Source organism: Salinimicrobium xinjiangense DSM 19287, from assembly GCF_000423585.1.
In the GTDB taxonomy this organism is placed as follows: Bacteria; Bacteroidota; Bacteroidia; order Flavobacteriales; family Flavobacteriaceae; genus Salinimicrobium; species Salinimicrobium xinjiangense.
Window position 1 is genome coordinate 98,479 of record NZ_AUIG01000020.1, and the last position, 15,206, is coordinate 113,684.

The 15,206-nt window shown below is 44.3% G+C and carries 11 protein-coding genes; 4 read left to right on the forward strand and 7 right to left on the reverse strand.

Annotated elements, in window-relative coordinates; genetic code table 11:
- Positions 1–28 precede the first annotated feature (28 nt).
- The 4 genes from G564_RS0108365 to G564_RS0108380 form a co-directional block, all read right to left on the reverse strand.
- A complete protein-coding gene (locus G564_RS0108365) occupies positions 29–583 on the reverse strand; it encodes an outer membrane beta-barrel protein (RefSeq protein WP_029037264.1) in 555 nt (184 codons plus the stop codon).
- A gap of 12 nt (positions 584–595) precedes the next feature.
- Entirely contained in the window at positions 596–1,033 is a 438-nt protein-coding gene (locus G564_RS0108370) for a hypothetical protein (RefSeq protein ID WP_156879205.1), read from the reverse strand.
- A 43-nt stretch (positions 1,034–1,076) separates the two neighbouring features.
- Complete coding sequence (locus tag G564_RS0108375) at positions 1,077–1,517, reverse strand: hypothetical protein (protein ID WP_029037266.1); 441 nt, start codon at positions 1,515–1,517, stop codon at positions 1,077–1,079.
- A gap of 273 nt (positions 1,518–1,790) precedes the next feature.
- Positions 1,791–2,714 carry a hypothetical protein gene (locus G564_RS0108380; RefSeq protein WP_029037267.1) on the reverse strand — a complete coding sequence of 308 codons (924 nt, stop codon included), beginning with the start codon at positions 2,712–2,714 and terminating at the stop codon, positions 1,791–1,793.
- Between the two features lie 268 nt (positions 2,715–2,982).
- Between G564_RS0108380 and G564_RS0108390 the strand changes: the two genes are divergently transcribed.
- The 4 genes from G564_RS0108390 (at position 2,983) to G564_RS0108405 (ending at position 9,024) form a co-directional block, all read left to right on the forward strand.
- Entirely contained in the window at positions 2,983–6,258 is a 3,276-nt protein-coding gene (locus G564_RS0108390) for an amidohydrolase family protein (protein ID WP_029037268.1), read from the forward strand.
- 306 nt (positions 6,259–6,564) lie between these two features.
- The gene (locus G564_RS0108395) at positions 6,565–6,933 is read left to right on the forward strand and encodes a DUF6122 family protein (protein ID WP_029037269.1); all 369 of its coding nucleotides are present in this window, start codon (positions 6,565–6,567) and stop codon (positions 6,931–6,933) included.
- Positions 6,934–7,211: 278 nt separating this feature from the next.
- Positions 7,212–7,829 (forward strand): deoxynucleoside kinase, encoded by a 618-nt coding sequence (locus G564_RS0108400; RefSeq protein WP_029037270.1) that lies wholly within the window; start codon positions 7,212–7,214, stop codon positions 7,827–7,829.
- A 496-nt stretch (positions 7,830–8,325) separates the two neighbouring features.
- The gene (locus G564_RS0108405) at positions 8,326–9,024 is read left to right on the forward strand and encodes a protein-L-isoaspartate(D-aspartate) O-methyltransferase (protein ID WP_029037271.1); all 699 of its coding nucleotides are present in this window, start codon (positions 8,326–8,328) and stop codon (positions 9,022–9,024) included.
- A 582-nt stretch (positions 9,025–9,606) separates the two neighbouring features.
- Here the strand turns inward: G564_RS0108405 and G564_RS0108410 are convergent.
- From G564_RS0108410 to ltrA, 3 genes are all read right to left on the reverse strand, one after another.
- The gene (locus G564_RS0108410) at positions 9,607–10,641 is read right to left on the reverse strand and encodes an App1 family protein (protein ID WP_037373716.1); all 1,035 of its coding nucleotides are present in this window, start codon (positions 10,639–10,641) and stop codon (positions 9,607–9,609) included.
- Between the two features lie 112 nt (positions 10,642–10,753).
- A complete protein-coding gene (locus tag G564_RS18910) occupies positions 10,754–13,120 on the reverse strand; it encodes a sodium-translocating pyrophosphatase (protein WP_051205367.1) in 2,367 nt (788 codons plus the stop codon).
- Positions 13,121–13,397: 277 nt separating this feature from the next.
- On the reverse strand, positions 13,398–14,783 hold the full coding sequence (gene ltrA, locus G564_RS0108420) for a group II intron reverse transcriptase/maturase (protein ID WP_211224624.1): 1,386 nt from the start codon (positions 14,781–14,783) through the stop codon (positions 13,398–13,400).
- Between the last annotated feature and the right edge of the window lie 423 nt (positions 14,784–15,206).

The following is a 15,206-nucleotide window of genomic DNA, read 5'->3' on the forward strand; positions in this document are numbered from 1 at the left end:
GTCGCAAAACCAAACCATAAAATTAGTCTCACCTCAACGGAATCGCCACTCCAATCGCAGCAGCCCCTGCCACTTGTTTCATGCTCTCATGGAAGTAATAGGTGAATTCGACGTTCACGTTATGTTTGGGCCCGAGTTCTACTCCCAGAGAGAAAGGAATATGCACAAAGACTCCGCTGTCATCCAGGTTCGTGTCGAGCGTAACGGTTTCAAAAGAGCCGGCAGACCCACCCACTCCCAATTCCACATAAGGGGCGACCCAGGGAATAGGTATGGTGAAGCGGGCTTTTGCGCCAAAAAGAAATGCGTTTGCAGTGGAAGTGTGATCTTCGGGATTAACACCGGGCTCTCTTTCTCCCATTTTTGTAAGGATCAAACCGGCATATGGCCGCAGGTCAATCCAGTTGTTCAAGCTAAATACATATTCTCCCTGTGCATAAAACCCGGAACCGTAATATTCCACCTCATCATAAGGCGCACTTATCCCCAGCCCTATAGAAAGATCAATGGCTTTCTCCCCGACAAACTGTGCCTTTACATGTGTTGAGACCAGGAGAATAAGGACTAATAATATTTTTTTCATAAAGGATGCAGATTAATATTCTCCCGGTAACATCACGATGTCTGTCACAAAACTGTGGTCTTTATCAAAGTACTTGTAAACGAGCGTGGTATTTGTTTTCCGAAGATCTTCAGCTTCAGGCATTGCTTTTAGCTGAGTGGTGATCTCAGGTTTTAAAATGTTCTGAAAAGCTTCTACATCAATATTGTCACGATGTTCCAGAAGTAAGGTATAATTGTTCTGAAGTATGTCTTCCCCGGGCGCGGTGACACTGTCCAGCCGCGTATTTTCATCAATTACAAAAGGACAATCCCTGTTCATGATCTCAGCTCTTTCCTTAAGGCTGTATTTTGAACCTATTAAATTATTCGCTTCAGAGTTGAAGATCCTGGGTACCAGGTTCACGGCAAATACAAGAACAGCAACCATTACGGCTGTTCTTATAAGTTTGATTTTTTTATTCTGTTCCATTTTCAATTTGAGAGTTTTTTAATTGATCCTGATAATCAAAGAGCTAGTTGTTCTGGTCCTTATAGAGGTCTGGCGTTACAGAGATCTCTGCAATAAACTCCCGGTTCCTGTCATAATAATTATAGTCTAATGTGATATTGTTATCCCGGAAGACCTTGAGATCGGGGTGATATTTTACGTTTTCAATGACGCCCGGTCTAAGATATTTGTTGATGGTATCAACATTCACTTCAGATTTCTCAGTGCCGGTGAGCGTATAGTAATAAATAAGATTGGTTTTTCCCCTGGATGCAGCACTATCCAGTCTTGTAAATTCATCGATCTGCACCGGCGATTGCCTGTTCAATTCCACGGCCACTTCCTTCAATTCCGATTCCAGGTCGGGCTTAAAAAGTTGCTGAGCGCCGTAGAAGAAAAGTGCAAAAAATATCGCTCCCACTCCGAAGCCTACAAGGGTCCCTTTTTTCGATTCTTTTTTATTCATCTTTTAAGTATTGTTAGAATTCTTCGGAAGGACAATAACAGCTTTTACTCCTGAAAAAATTCTATTTCAGAAGCTAAGAACACCAACAGGCGCAGCTATTAAGATCATTGCGAAAACGGTTGTTACTTAGCAGCTCAACCGACTTTTTGTAGGGCAGAAGGGGGTGTGCAGCGTAGGAACGAAATTATAAAATTTTCTTAAATTATTGAGAAAAATTACTGAAAAACAGGAAAATATTCAGCCGGGAAAAGAAAGCTTTTTAAACCGGCTTGCTCATAATTTTCCGAGGCTTATTCCCAGGAGATCTTTAAGTCCAAAATGTTTGCGATGCAACAGCCAGGATACAATCATTCCAAATATAAAGGTTGAGGTGGCGGTTTCGATCATATGACTCAGTCGTACACTGGCCAGGGGTATTAAAGGATTGGCAATGATGTGACTTAAATGAGGAACAGCCAGAAGCAGTCCCACCAGTAATGCTGTTGACCAGGGATTTACCAGCGATCCCCGGATTATTGGCATCGCTACCACTGCAAAAAGAATACCTCGTAAGAGTTGCAGGATCACCAATCCCGGAGAGTTTACAAATGTGGTAAGGGTATGCTCCCAAAACGGCGTTATCTCTCCCGGGCTTCCGTAGAATTCCCTGAGTTCGGGATTCTGCCAGGCAATAAAATAACCCGCGCACCAGTAAATCATTAGATAGATCACAGCAATTACTGCTAGTTTTGTAATTAACTGTCTGCCGGGCATGACAAGATTTAGATTTTCATCATTTCTTTTTTCAGCCTTCCATTTTCCGCAAATCAGAACAGCAAGGGGAATGAAGCCAAAGGATACCGGCAGGCCCATCAAAAAGAGTCCTGGAAGCAGGGCGGCTGGCACCGTTAGTTCTGTTAGGAAATACCAGGTCTCTACCTGTGTAATAAAAGTTGAGGCCCCGTAATGAGCTAAACCTAATAGCAGTACAAGCCGCCACCCTCTCCAGCGCGAGGAATAAATGAGCCCCATTATCAAGGCGGAGTTCAAAAGGCTTAAAATCAGTAACCCGGTTAATTCCCCCACAAGCCCAGGTTCAGAGGGTGTATCAGGAAATTGGGCTGCTACTGCCAGACTACCAAAGATCCAGGCAAAAAAATAAAGTACTGTGAGAACGCTCAATCTTAATACAAAAGCAACAACAGTTTTGTTTTTCATGATGATAATTTATCGTATTGAAGCAATATGCAGTGGGTTCTTAACCAAGAGATCACCGGCAGGACAATTACTTTGATCAGGAGCAAACAGCGCATAATAAAAAGTAAAGAGACTCTTTAAATTTAAGATTATTCACGTTTAAATTTTTGAAATCTCTCAATAAAAATTCTGATCTGTGTAATTATTTCTTCAGAAAAATCGAGCTGGTTTCTTCCTTTCAAATTTCCTTATATTTAGCGCTTTAAAAATTTTAACTCAATTAAGATTTATGATCTCTAAACACCTACTGGCGTTAGTATTCCTAATGACCACTTCTGTATTGTTCGCGCAGGAGAAAGAAAAAGACAAGAAATGGGATGTCAATGACCCCTATACCTCCGACTGGAACATCAAAGAAGTTGCCCTCGATACCGATGAAGGTACCTGGATGAACCTGGATGTGAGTCCCGATGGAAAGCAGATCGTTTTTGACCTTTTAGGGGATATTTACATTATGCCCATCACCGGCGGAAAAGCTACCGCACTTACCAGCGGAATGGCTTATGACGTGCAGCCGCGTTTTAGCCCCGACGGAAGAAGGATCTCCTACACCAGCGATGCCGGCGGCGGAGACAACATCTGGATCATGAATGCAGATGGGAAAGATGCGAAACAATTGACTAAAGAGAACTTCAGGCTGCTAAATAATTCGGCCTGGATGCCGGATGGCAATGCCATTGTTGCCCGTAAACACTTTACCTCGGGGCGCTCTCTTGGAGCCGGGGAAATGTGGTTATATCATTTGGGTGCCGGCGACGCGGGAATTCAGCTGGTAGAAAAGAGAAATGACCAACAGGACATCAACGAGCCCAGCATTTCGCCCGATGGCCGTTACCTGTACTACAGTCAGGACATGTATCCGGGCGGCGCTTTTCAGTATAACAAGGATCCTAACAGCCAGATCTACGTGATCAACCGCTACGACTTCCAGACGGGAGAGATCGATCGCGTTACCGGCGGACCAGGTGGTGCTGCGAGACCGCAGGTATCTCCTGACGGAACCAAGCTGGCTTTTGTAAAGCGCGTTAGAACCAAATCTGTGCTTTTCATTCACGACCTGCAAACAGGAGAAGAGTGGCCTGTGCATGACCAGTTGAGTAAAGATCAACAGGAAGCATGGGCGATCTTTGGGGTGTATCCCGGTTTCGACTGGCTGCCAAACAATAAAGAGCTTGTTTTCTGGGCAGAAGGAAAGATCAGGAAAGTAGATATTGAAAATACCAATGTTACTGAAATCCCTTTCGAGGTAAACACCAACATCAAGATCGCTGAAACACATCAGTCTCAACACCAGGTTTTTTCCGAAGAATTTAATCCGAAGGTGATTCGCCACGCCGTGACTTCGCCTGACGGAAAAACCCTTGTCTTCAATGCCGTGGGTTATCTGTGGAAGAAAAGCCTTCCTAACGGAACTCCGGAAAGGATCACCAAAGCTGAAGAATTCGAGTTTGAACCCAGTTTTTCTCCCGACGGAAAAACCATTGTTTATGTGACCTGGAGCGACGACAATATGGGCGCTGTAAGAACAGTAGGCCTTAACGGAAGGAACGCCAAAAAATTAACTGCTGAAAAAGGCATTTTCAGGAATCCTTCTTTTTCGGGCGACGGCCGCATGATCGTCTTCAACAAGGAAGGCGGCAATTCTGACCTCGGAAGAACATTTACCAAGAATCCCGGAATCTACCTGATGAATGCTTCCGGAGAGAACGTAAGAAAGATCACAGATGGAGGAGAATTTGCCATGTTTAATTCGAACAATGACCGTATTCTGTATCAAACGGGAGGATATTTGTTCGGAAATCTTACCAAATCCCTTAAAAGTGTCGATCTCAACGGAAAAGATGAGCGTACGCACATTGAATCAAAATATGGCGGCCGCCTGGTGCCAAGTCCCGACAATAAATGGGTAGCTTTCAGCAACCTTCATAAAGCTTATGTTGCGCCACTGGTGATGACCGGTAAGACTGTAGAAATTGGACCTAACAGCAAAACTATTCCGGTGAGTATGCTGGCGAAAGATGCAGGAATCAACCTGCATTGGTCGAACAACAGCCAGAATGTACACTGGACTTTGGGCGATGAATATTTCATCAATAAAATTACTGAGCGTTTTACCTTTTTAGAGAACTCAGTAGATTCAATTCCGCCGGTAACCGAGCAGGGAACAAAGATCGGATTGAAAGTAAAGACAGACGTGCCTTCGGGACAGGTGGCTTTTACCAACGCCCGTATCATCACTATGAACGGCGAACAGGTGATCGAGAACGGAACAATTGTAGTGGAAGGAAACAAGATCGTGCAGCTTGGAAATGCTTCCGAAGTAAATGTGCCGCGTAACGCCAAAGTTTATGATGTAAAAGGCAAGACCATCATGCCCGGAATGGTTGATGCGCATGCTCACATTGGCGCTTTTAGATATGGATTAACTCCGCAGCAGCACTGGCCTGCTTTTGCCAACCTCGCCTACGGAGTTACTACTGCGCACGATCCTTCTGCCCTTAGTGAAACTGTTTTCGGAATGGCCGAACTGATCAAAAGCGGAGAAATGGTTGGACCGAGATTGTTCTCTACCGGAATCATCCTTTACGGGGCCGAAGGAGATTTTAAAGCGGAGATCAACAGCCTTGACGATGCGAGATCTGCCTTGAGAAGGACTAAGGCTTTTGGCGCGACTTCGGTAAAAAGTTATAATCAGCCACGCCGTGAGCAGCGCCAGCAGGTGATGCAGGCTGCGAAGGAACTGGGTATGAACGTAGTTCCTGAAGGCGGAAGTACTTTCTTCCACAACATGAACATGATCGTAGACGGGCATACCGGGATCGAACACAATATTCCTGTAGCACCCGTTTATAAAGACATCAAAACCCTGTGGGGCAACAGCAATACCGGCTACACTCCGACTCTGATCGTGAACTATGGCGGAATCAACGGGGAATATTACTTCTACGACAAGACCAACGTGTGGGAAAACGAAAAACTGCTGAATTTCACTCCGCGCTCAGTCATCGATTCCCGTTCGAGACACCGCACCAAGCTGCCGGAAGAAGAATATGAGCAGGGACCAATCCTTGTTTCGGAGACTGCAAAGGCACTTTCTGATGAAGGTGTAAAAGTGAACATGGGTGCCCACGGACAATTACAGGGTCTTGGTGCACATTGGGAGCTATGGCTAATTCAAATGGGCGGCATGAGCAATATGGAAGCCCTTAAAACTGCTACCATCAATGCCGCGGAATATATTGGAATGGGTGAAGAGATCGGTTCTTTAGAAGTCGGAAAACTCGCAGACCTACTCGTACTTGAGGAGAATCCGCTGGAGGATATTCAGAACACAAACACCATCATCTACACCATGGTCAACGGCCGACTTTATGACGCTGAGACTATGAACGAAATTGGAAACCATCCGAAGGAAAGAGGACAGTTCTACTGGGAAAACAACCGGTACAATGAAAGCTTTGGCTGGCATGAAGAAGGGCATGCGCATGGGTGTATGGCGCATTAGACCGCTGGCGCTATTAGATGTTAGATCGCTGCGCTGTTAGATTTTAGACTTTATTGATATAAAAAAGCCGGAATCCCAAAGGATTCCGGCTTTTTCTTTGGGCTAAAACCCAAGGCTATTATCATTTTGATCCCCCACCTGAAGGTGGGGGCAATTAATTTCTTTAAATATGAATTGCCTCCGGCTTTAGCCGGAGGATTAAAAGTTACAAGAACAAAGGGCTTTAGCCCAACCTTCTTTCTTTGTATTATTTTCTACTTATCTTGCACCGCTTTAAAGTCTTGGTTCTAGCAGCGCAGCGGTCTTATGATTCAAATTCTTATACATTACTTCCTCCACTTCATTTTCATTGGTGCCATTGCATACTGGTATGACAAAGACAACTGGAAAAAATACTGGCTGATCCTCCTCGCGACGATGCTGGTGGACGTGGATCACCTGTTCGCAGATCCCATGTTTCATCCCAACCGTTGCAGCATCGGATTTCATTACCTGCATTCGGAATATATTATTCCGTTATATTTTCTGGGGGCTATTTTCATTAAGCACAAGATCATACGGCTGGTGATGATCGGGCTGACCTTTCACATGATCACAGACTTCCTTGACTGTCTGTGGATGTATTGGAAATGTGAGGAGTGTTCGGCTACGGAGGTATTTGAAGCAGTGTTTTAATCTTTCAGAGTCTAGAGACTAGAATCTAGAAACTAGATTTTAGACTCTGGTATCTAACCAAACTAATTAACCATTCTCCAATTAACCATTCTCCAATTAACCATTCTCCAATTAACCATTCTCCAATTAACCATTCTCCAATTAACTAATCACCGATTAACCAATCACCATTAACTAATAACCAATTACATTTTAACTTTTATTAAAAAATCTAAATCCATTATATTTACCAGCGGAGTTTTCACTGCTCCGCCAACAACAGCCAAAAATCTCTGAACATGCACGTAGCCATTGCGGGAAACATTGGGGCGGGAAAAACCACCCTTACTAAATTATTAGCGAAACATTTTAACTGGGAAGCACAATATGAGGATGTACTCGAGAATCCGTATCTCGAAGACTTCTACAACAAAATGGAGCGCTGGTCTTTTAACCTGCAGATCTACTTTTTAAATTCCCGTTTCCGCCAGATCCTTGAACTCAGGGAAAGTGGAAAAGCCGTTATTCAGGATCGCACCATCTACGAAGATGCTCATATCTTTGCGCCCAACCTTCACGCCATGGGACTTATGACCAACAGGGACTACGAAAATTACAAATCGTTGTTCGATCTTATGGAAAGCGTGGTAAAAGGGCCCGATCTTTTAATTTACCTGCGCAGCAGCATCCCCAACCTGGTTTCCCAGATCCACAAGCGCGGGCGGGATTATGAAAATTCAATATCCATCGAATACCTCAGCCGACTCAATGAGCGCTATGAAGCCTGGGTACATAACTACAACAAAGGAAACCTGCTCATCATCGACGTAGACAACATCAACTTCGTTGACAACCCTGAAGACCTCGGGAACATCATTACCAGAGTGGATGGAGAACTTCATGGACTTTTTAAGTAGTAGTGAGTAGTTAGTACTGAGTAGTGAGATTTTAGACGGGAGACGGGAGACGTGAGATTTGGAACGGGGAACCTCGATTGACAAGCACCAAATCCCGAATTTTAAATTCCAACTAGAATGGCTTTTGAAGATTAAAGTCTTGGCTCTTGGTTCTTGATTCTTTTTCACAGTCCGCAACCCCCTTTTTACCCCCGGCCCCGTAAAGGGGGGGGGAAGGGCATTCTGCAATGAAGTTAGAAGTACGACGCTTAAAATTTCAAGCACCAAGCACTAAATTCCAAACAGAGTAATTTAATCCAACAATAGTCTTGTTTCTTGGTTCTTGACTCTTGGTTCTTTTTAAACCCGAAACGCGCGACCCGCAACTCGTATCGGGAAACAACCGGCAACAGGTAACAAGTACCCCGTGATCTGCTTATTGGTCATTGTTAATTGTTTATTGATCATTGTGAATTGATTATTGCCTTGATTTTCATTATCTTAAACAGAAAAAATCATGAAAACATTCATATTTTTCTGCAGTTTCCTTCTGCTCTTTTTTCTTCCCTTTACCGAGCAGGATAGATATCAGCAACAGCGTGAGAAAATGGTGAAGCAACATCTCGCTTCCCGCGGCATTGATAATCAGCATGTTTTAAAAGCCATGCGTAACGTGGAACGGCATAAGCTGGTGCCACCAAATATGGAACGATTTGCATATGAAGACCGGCCGCTGCCCATTGGCAAAGGACAAACAATTTCGCAGCCTTTTATAGTAGCCTATATGACGCAGACTATAGATCCAAGACCGGGAATGAAGGTACTGGAAATTGGTACCGGTTCAGGCTACCAGGCGGCAGTACTGGCCGAGATAGTCGATGAAGTTTACACTATTGAAACGGTGGAATCCCTGGCGGAGACTGCCAAAAAGAATCTGACTCAGATGGGGTACGACAACATTCACTTCAGGGTAGGTGACGGCTTCTATGGCTGGGAAGAACATGCGCCTTTTGACGCGATAATTGTTACCGCAGCACCTAAAGAGATCCCTCCCCGATTGGCCGAACAATTGAAGGTCGGCGGAAAGATGGTAATACCAGTCGGCCCCACTTCCGCTACTCAGGAACTCCGGCTGGTGGAAAAGCAAAAGAACGGGGAATTAAAGGTCAAAAATCTGATGCCGGTGAGGTTTGTGCCGTTTACGAGGAGGAATTAGTATTTAGTGATCAGTGGTCAGTGGTCGGTGGTCAGTAATCGGTAGCTTCGGGTTTTAACCCGGAGGCTAGAATTTTTTATTCCGTATTTGAAACAGCCCACCTCACCCTGCGGGCACCCCTGCCTACCGGCAGGCAGGCCTCCGGAGGAGGGGATGAATTGTCATGGAGCATCCGTTTTCACGATCATTGAGATTGCTTCAGTCGCCTAAATCTTTCCTGCATTGGGCAGGCAGGTTCGCAATGACGTTTCACATACCTCAAGCATAAAATGTTGGACGTTGACCCGAGAAGGGCATTCTGTAATGGAAATAAGAAGTACGACGTTTAAAATTCCAAGCACCAAGCACCAAGCACCAAGCACCAAATTCCAAATTCCAAATTCCAAAAAGAGAAATTTACTCAGACAAAAGTCTTGTTTCCTGGTTCTTGGCTCTTGTCTCTTTTTTAAACCGGCAACCCGCTTTTTCAGTAAGCAGTTCCCAGTAAAAAGTAGGCAGTAAAAATTGAGCGGTAACAGACAACTTGGAACATGCAACCTGCAACTTTCTTCAAACTATTACTCCTTATTCCTTACCCCTTATTCATTTAATAAAACCCATTTCCCTCGCGTGTTCCTCTGCCTGTTTTGAAGTTTCGACCATAAGCACAGGAACGGTTTCGAAATTATCTACTATACTATGTACTCTTTTCATTTGTCGGCGGTGGTTTACGCTGCGGAGATAAATTGCCAGAATACGGTCAGGATATTGGGCAGCGATATCGGTGTAAATCGCAGGATCATGTTCCCCACTGTCTCCTATGAGGATGAAATTGAGATGCGGATAGGTCTTTAAAATGTTAATGATCTCCTTTTGCTTATGAGGCTTTTCGGGCCGGAGAGTTTTATCAAACGGCGTCCTGAAATGCCGAAGCAAAATTGGCCCCTTAGGGAATCCATTGATTTTTAAAAAAAGGCAGAGGTACTGATATAAATTCCACGGACTATTACTCAAATAGATCATGGGATTTTTTTCATCCCCTGTTTTCCCGTCATGAAGATCACGATAAAATTTTGGAGAACCTTCAAGCGAGATCCTATGATGAGCGTTCTTAAAAAGTGAATTTTTGATGAGTCTCCATTTCAGAAAAGAAGTAACCCCCGTATGAAGGATGGTATCATCAATATCACTGATAACCCCAAAGCTGGCTTTTTTTGGCGGAATAAGCAATTCGGCTTCAAAATTGTTCCCGTTGGTAATAATACTGTTGGGAACTTCACCGGCGAAAGAGACATGCAGCTTAACCCAGCCTTCGTCATCGGCATAATCGCGTAAATTCAGAGAAATTGTTTTATCAAAAAGGAAATAACCTGCAGCATTTGTTTCTGTCTTGAGCACCTCTCCATTTGGAAGTAGCAAGGCAACCTCTGCACCCGGGATCTCATAGCTGTCAAACTGCTTATAGGTATTGGCAAGCGTCCTTAAAAATGACTGGTCTTTATGCATTTGGAGCTTATCGTCGTCTATTGCCCGCCCAAGTAAATAGAGATGGCTGGCGGTACCGTAACTGTGGTAGGTTGCCAGTTTGACTTCAGGTTTTGCAGTGAGATGATCTTTAAGCCTGGAAAGGATCCGCATAAAAAGGTTTTAAAAATGACATTTTTAACAGGTCTTTCAAGTTACATTTAAAAAGAAAAAATCCCCTGCAATGCAGAGGATTTTAAAAATTATTTAGGAAAATTCTTTCAGATCACTCTATTTCAGGAGTTACTTCTGAAGTTTGTTCTGCCGGAATTTCTTCGGAAGAATTTACAGCACCGGCTATCTTTTCCGCAGCAATTAACGTCTCCGACTTGTCTGTAGAAAATTGAGCCACAGGTTCAACTTCTGCCTCTTCCTGAAGAATAGTTACCTCATCCACCTCAGGAGTATTGGCAACTTCCATATCATGACCAAGGATTGGAGCAATAACAAGCCCAATCAAACAGGTAAGTTTTATAAGAATGTTCATTGAAGGACCGGAAGTATCCTTAAAAGGATCTCCTACAGTGTCACCGGTAACGGCAGCTTTATGAGCTTCAGAGCCTTTATAGGTCATCTCACCGTTGATCATCACTCCGGCCTCAAAAGATTTCTTGGCATTATCCCATGCACCTCCGGCATTGTTCTGGAAGATCGCCCAAAGCACACCACTTACGGTCACCCCGGCCATATAACCTCCAAGCATCTCTGCGATAAGGCGGTTCTCATATCCAATTGCCATTGGAAGAAGTACAATAAGAATGGGAAAACCAATGGTTAGTAAGCCCGGAAGCAACATTTCACGAAGAGCTGCTTTAGTGGAGATCTCCACACATTTGTCGTACTGCGGCTTTCCTGTTCCTTCCATAATTCCGGGAATTTCACGGAACTGGCGGCGAACTTCATTCACCATTTCCATAGCTGCCTTTCCTACCGATTGCATTGCAAGGGCAGAGAAAACCACGGGAATCATCCCTCCAATGAAAAGCATGGCAAGTACAGGGGCTTTAAAGATATTGATCCCGTCAATTCCTGTAAAGGTTACATAGGCGGCAAAAAGGGCCAGCGAAGTAAGTGCCGCAGAAGCGATCGCAAATCCTTTTCCGGTTGCAGCGGTAGTATTCCCAACGGAATCAAGTATATCTGTTCTTTCTCTAACTTCGGGTGGAAGTTCACTCATTTCGGCAATTCCCCCGGCATTATCGGCAATAGGTCCAAAAGCATCAATTGCAAGCTGCATTGCAGTTGTAGCCATCATGGCCGAAGCCGCTAGTGCTACCCCATAGAAACCTGCAAAGGCATAAGAAGCCCAAATGGCAATAGCGAAAAGAAGCACTGAATAGAAAGTTGAGATCATTCCGGTAGCAAGACCGGCAATAATATTTGTTCCGGCACCGGTGCTGGAATTCTGAACGATAGAAAGAACAGGCTTTTTACCAAGTCCTGTATAATATTCTGTAACGGCAGAGATCACTCCTCCCACGACAAGACCAACAAGGGTCGCATAGAATACGCGAAGGGAAGAAACTACCTGAACTCCTTCTCCAAAAAAGACCATTTTCATACTGGAAGGTAACATCCAGGTTACAAGGAAATAAGAAGAAATGGCAACAAGTATGATCGAAAACCAGTTTCCTTTGTTAAGCGCAGATTGTACCTGTGCTTCCTTAGCAGAATTGCTGCTGATCTTTACCAGCAGGGTACCAAGTATAGAGAAAATGATTCCGAAGCCGGCGATCATCATTGGTAAAAGAATAGGGCCGATTCCGCTGAAACCTTCTCCTACAATATTACCGCCCATATCGTTGATCACATAATTACCTAAAACCATGGCAGCAAGAACTGTAGCTACATAACTTCCAAAAAGGTCGGCTCCCATCCCGGCGACGTCTCCCACGTTATCACCTACGTTATCGGCAATGGTTGCAGGGTTACGCGGATCATCTTCAGGAATTCCGGCTTCTACTTTACCAACCAGGTCGGCACCAACATCGGCAGCTTTGGTGTAGATACCACCCCCCACACGGGCGAACAGCGCTATAGATTCGGCTCCAAGAGAGAATCCGGCAAGAGTTTCAAGCACAATGGTCATTTGATGAACATTAGTCCATTCTCCGCCCATGAAAACATGGAAAAATATGATAAAGAAAGTAGTAAGACCAAGAACGGCAAGTCCGGCAACACCGAGACCCATAACAGTACCACCACCAAAAGACACTTTTAGCGCCTGTGGCAGGCTGGTTCTTGCAGCCTGAGTGGTACGGACATTAGATTGAGTGGCGATTCGCATTCCGATATTTCCGGCGAAAGCCGAAAAAATAGCCCCAAAAATAAAGGCTACAACAATAAGGATATGTGTGGTAGGAACTATAAAGGAAATTCCCGCCAGCAGAATACTGGCCACGATAACAAAAATAGTAAGGATCTTGTACTCTGCATTAAGAAAAGCGAGTGCTCCTTCGTAAATATGAGAGGAAATATCTTTCATTTTTCCGTCTCCTGCATCCTGCTTCAATACCCAGGTGCGTTTTGCCCACATAAAAATGAGCCCAATGATTGCCAGAATAGCCGGCAACCAAATCATCAGTGATTCCATAATTTTTTGTTAAAATTAATTAGCGCGCTAAAGTTAGCAAAAGAGGGGAAATTACAGCTTACTAAATATGATCTTTATCAAAATCGACTAAAAACATTTGCAAATTCGCAACTATAGCAATGGGGCACCCTGTAAAAAAGGAATTTACTTATAGTAATAAAATGAATCTTCGGAATCTGAACTAAAAGGCAGAATCGAGTAGGAAGATAGGGATTAGTTCCCTATCTGTCCTCTCACACCACCGTACATACCGTTCGGTATACGGCGGTTCCTTAATTTATGTTCTTACTTTTAGATAATAATCCAGCAGGAACGGATAACCAGCCTTTTTAAGTCTCTGGGTGGTAATTACCCTTGTAAGGATAAAACTGTTAGCTGTATGCCAGTAGCTTTTCCTCGTGTTGGCATATTGCCACGCTTTGTACTTATTCAGGCCGAGCTTCATCAACATCTTTCCCTTTGTACGGATGCGCTTCCATTGTTTCCAGATGCACATACGAAGACGTCTCCGATACCAAAAATCTATATCTCTCAACACACTTTTGATGTCTGCCAATTTGAAGTAATTCACCCAACCTCTAACAAATTTGTTAAGTGCTTCCTTTCTTCTGGCATTTCCCCATCCATCGCTCCTGGATGTCAGCTCTTTTAAATGCTGTTTCATCTTCTGGATGCTTGATGGATGAGACCGGAGCCTTCCTTTTCGCTTATATCGGTAAAAGGTATATCCAAGGAATCTAGTTCTGTTGATATAAGATACTTGTGTTTTCTCCTTATTCACTTTCAGGAATAGCTTACTCTCTATGTAAGGAATAATATTCCCAAGCGTTCTCTCTGCACTTCGCTTGCTTTTGCAAAGGATTAGCAGATCATCCGCATAGCGGACGAACTTATGTCCTCTTCTTTGAAGTTCCTTATCTAACTCATGGAGCATAATATTGCCCAAAAGCGGACTTAATGGTCCTCCCTGAGGCACCCCCAGCTTCGTTTCTTCAAACCTATTTCCGGTGACTACTCCGGCACGAAGATATTTGTGGATGAGCGAGATCACCCGCCCGTCCTTTACCGTTCTTGACAACACCTCCACAAGTTTACTGTGGTTTACCGTGTCGAAGAACTGTTGCAGGTCCATATCAGCGGCATAAATATAGCCGTCGGTGATATAATCCCTGCATTTCTTCAGTGCCTGATGAGCGTTCTTGCCGGGTCTGAAACCGTAGCTGTGTGATAAGAACTGCTGTTCGTAAATAGGAGAAAGTACCTGAGTAATGGCTTGTTGAACCACCCGGTCTACCACTGTGGGTATTCCAAGTAGTCGTTTCTTTCCATTCTCTTTGGGTATCTCTACCCGTCTAACTGGATTGGGACGGTACTTTCCGTCCCGGATGGATTGTAGTAGCTCATCCTTGTTTTCCACAAGATAGTCCTTTAAGGCATCGACTTCCATCTTGTCCACTCCTCCCTTTCCTTTGTTGCTCCGTACTCGTTTATAGGCACGGTTCAGGTTTAAAGGAGACAGGATCTGTTCTAGTAATCCATCTTCTAAAGTAGTAACATCTGTAAGGTTGTTTTCAGTTATCCTCATGTAGGTCTGCCCTGCCGCATAGCTTTCGGATTCCGTCCTATCCTTTTGCAGCCAGGTACCTTTCGATATTTTCTGCATTCTTCCCTTCATAAGGTAACAGTCATTGACTACTTACTTCTTAAGGTTCACCCCTTCCCGGTGTAGTCGATTCTTCCGGTACTATGGGCTCGGCTGACTTCTCACAGTAAATCTTATTTCAACCACAGCTTCATACTCTGTTTCAGTCTGTGTCTGTGAGACCTCCCGCGATAAGACGTATCACTTTCATTCCATGTGCCTGCATCATCTACACCCCGATCTCTGTATAGCTTTAGGACTTCGCTTTGTATTGCAAGCTCATCCAGATCGGATATGCCTTATATGATGTTCGTGTTCCTCGGGCCGGAACTTTGCCGCCGGCTTCCTTCAGATTCCACCTCGCGATGGACACCCTTACCCTTGGCTAATGATAGGTAGCTATAAACCCTCATAGCGGACTTGCACCGCCTAGTGATACGCCAT

What these genes read in the sequence shown, in the direction of transcription:
- G564_RS0108370 (WP_156879205.1), bottom strand. Translation starts at nt 1,033, where the DNA reads ATGGAACAGAATAAAAAAATCAAACTTATAAGAACAGCCGTAATGGTT.
- G564_RS0108375 (WP_029037266.1), bottom strand. Translation starts at nt 1,517, where the DNA reads ATGAATAAAAAAGAATCGAAAAAAGGGACCCTTGTAGGCTTCGGAGTG.
- G564_RS0108410 (WP_037373716.1), bottom strand. Translation starts at nt 10,641, where the DNA reads ATGCGGATCCTTTCCAGGCTTAAAGATCATCTCACTGCAAAACCTGAA.
- G564_RS0108380 (WP_029037267.1), bottom strand. Translation starts at nt 2,714, where the DNA reads ATGAAAAACAAAACTGTTGTTGCTTTTGTATTAAGATTGAGCGTTCTC.
- ltrA (WP_211224624.1), bottom strand. Translation starts at nt 14,783, where the DNA reads ATGCAGAAAATATCGAAAGGTACCTGGCTGCAAAAGGATAGGACGGAA.
- G564_RS0108395 (WP_029037269.1), top strand. Translation starts at nt 6,565, where the DNA reads ATGATTCAAATTCTTATACATTACTTCCTCCACTTCATTTTCATTGGT.
- G564_RS0108365 (WP_029037264.1), bottom strand. Translation starts at nt 583, where the DNA reads ATGAAAAAAATATTATTAGTCCTTATTCTCCTGGTCTCAACACATGTA.
- G564_RS18910 (WP_051205367.1), bottom strand. Translation starts at nt 13,120, where the DNA reads ATGGAATCACTGATGATTTGGTTGCCGGCTATTCTGGCAATCATTGGG.
- G564_RS0108405 (WP_029037271.1), top strand. Translation starts at nt 8,326, where the DNA reads ATGAAAACATTCATATTTTTCTGCAGTTTCCTTCTGCTCTTTTTTCTT.
- G564_RS0108400 (WP_029037270.1), top strand. Translation starts at nt 7,212, where the DNA reads ATGCACGTAGCCATTGCGGGAAACATTGGGGCGGGAAAAACCACCCTT.
- G564_RS0108390 (WP_029037268.1), top strand. Translation starts at nt 2,983, where the DNA reads ATGATCTCTAAACACCTACTGGCGTTAGTATTCCTAATGACCACTTCT.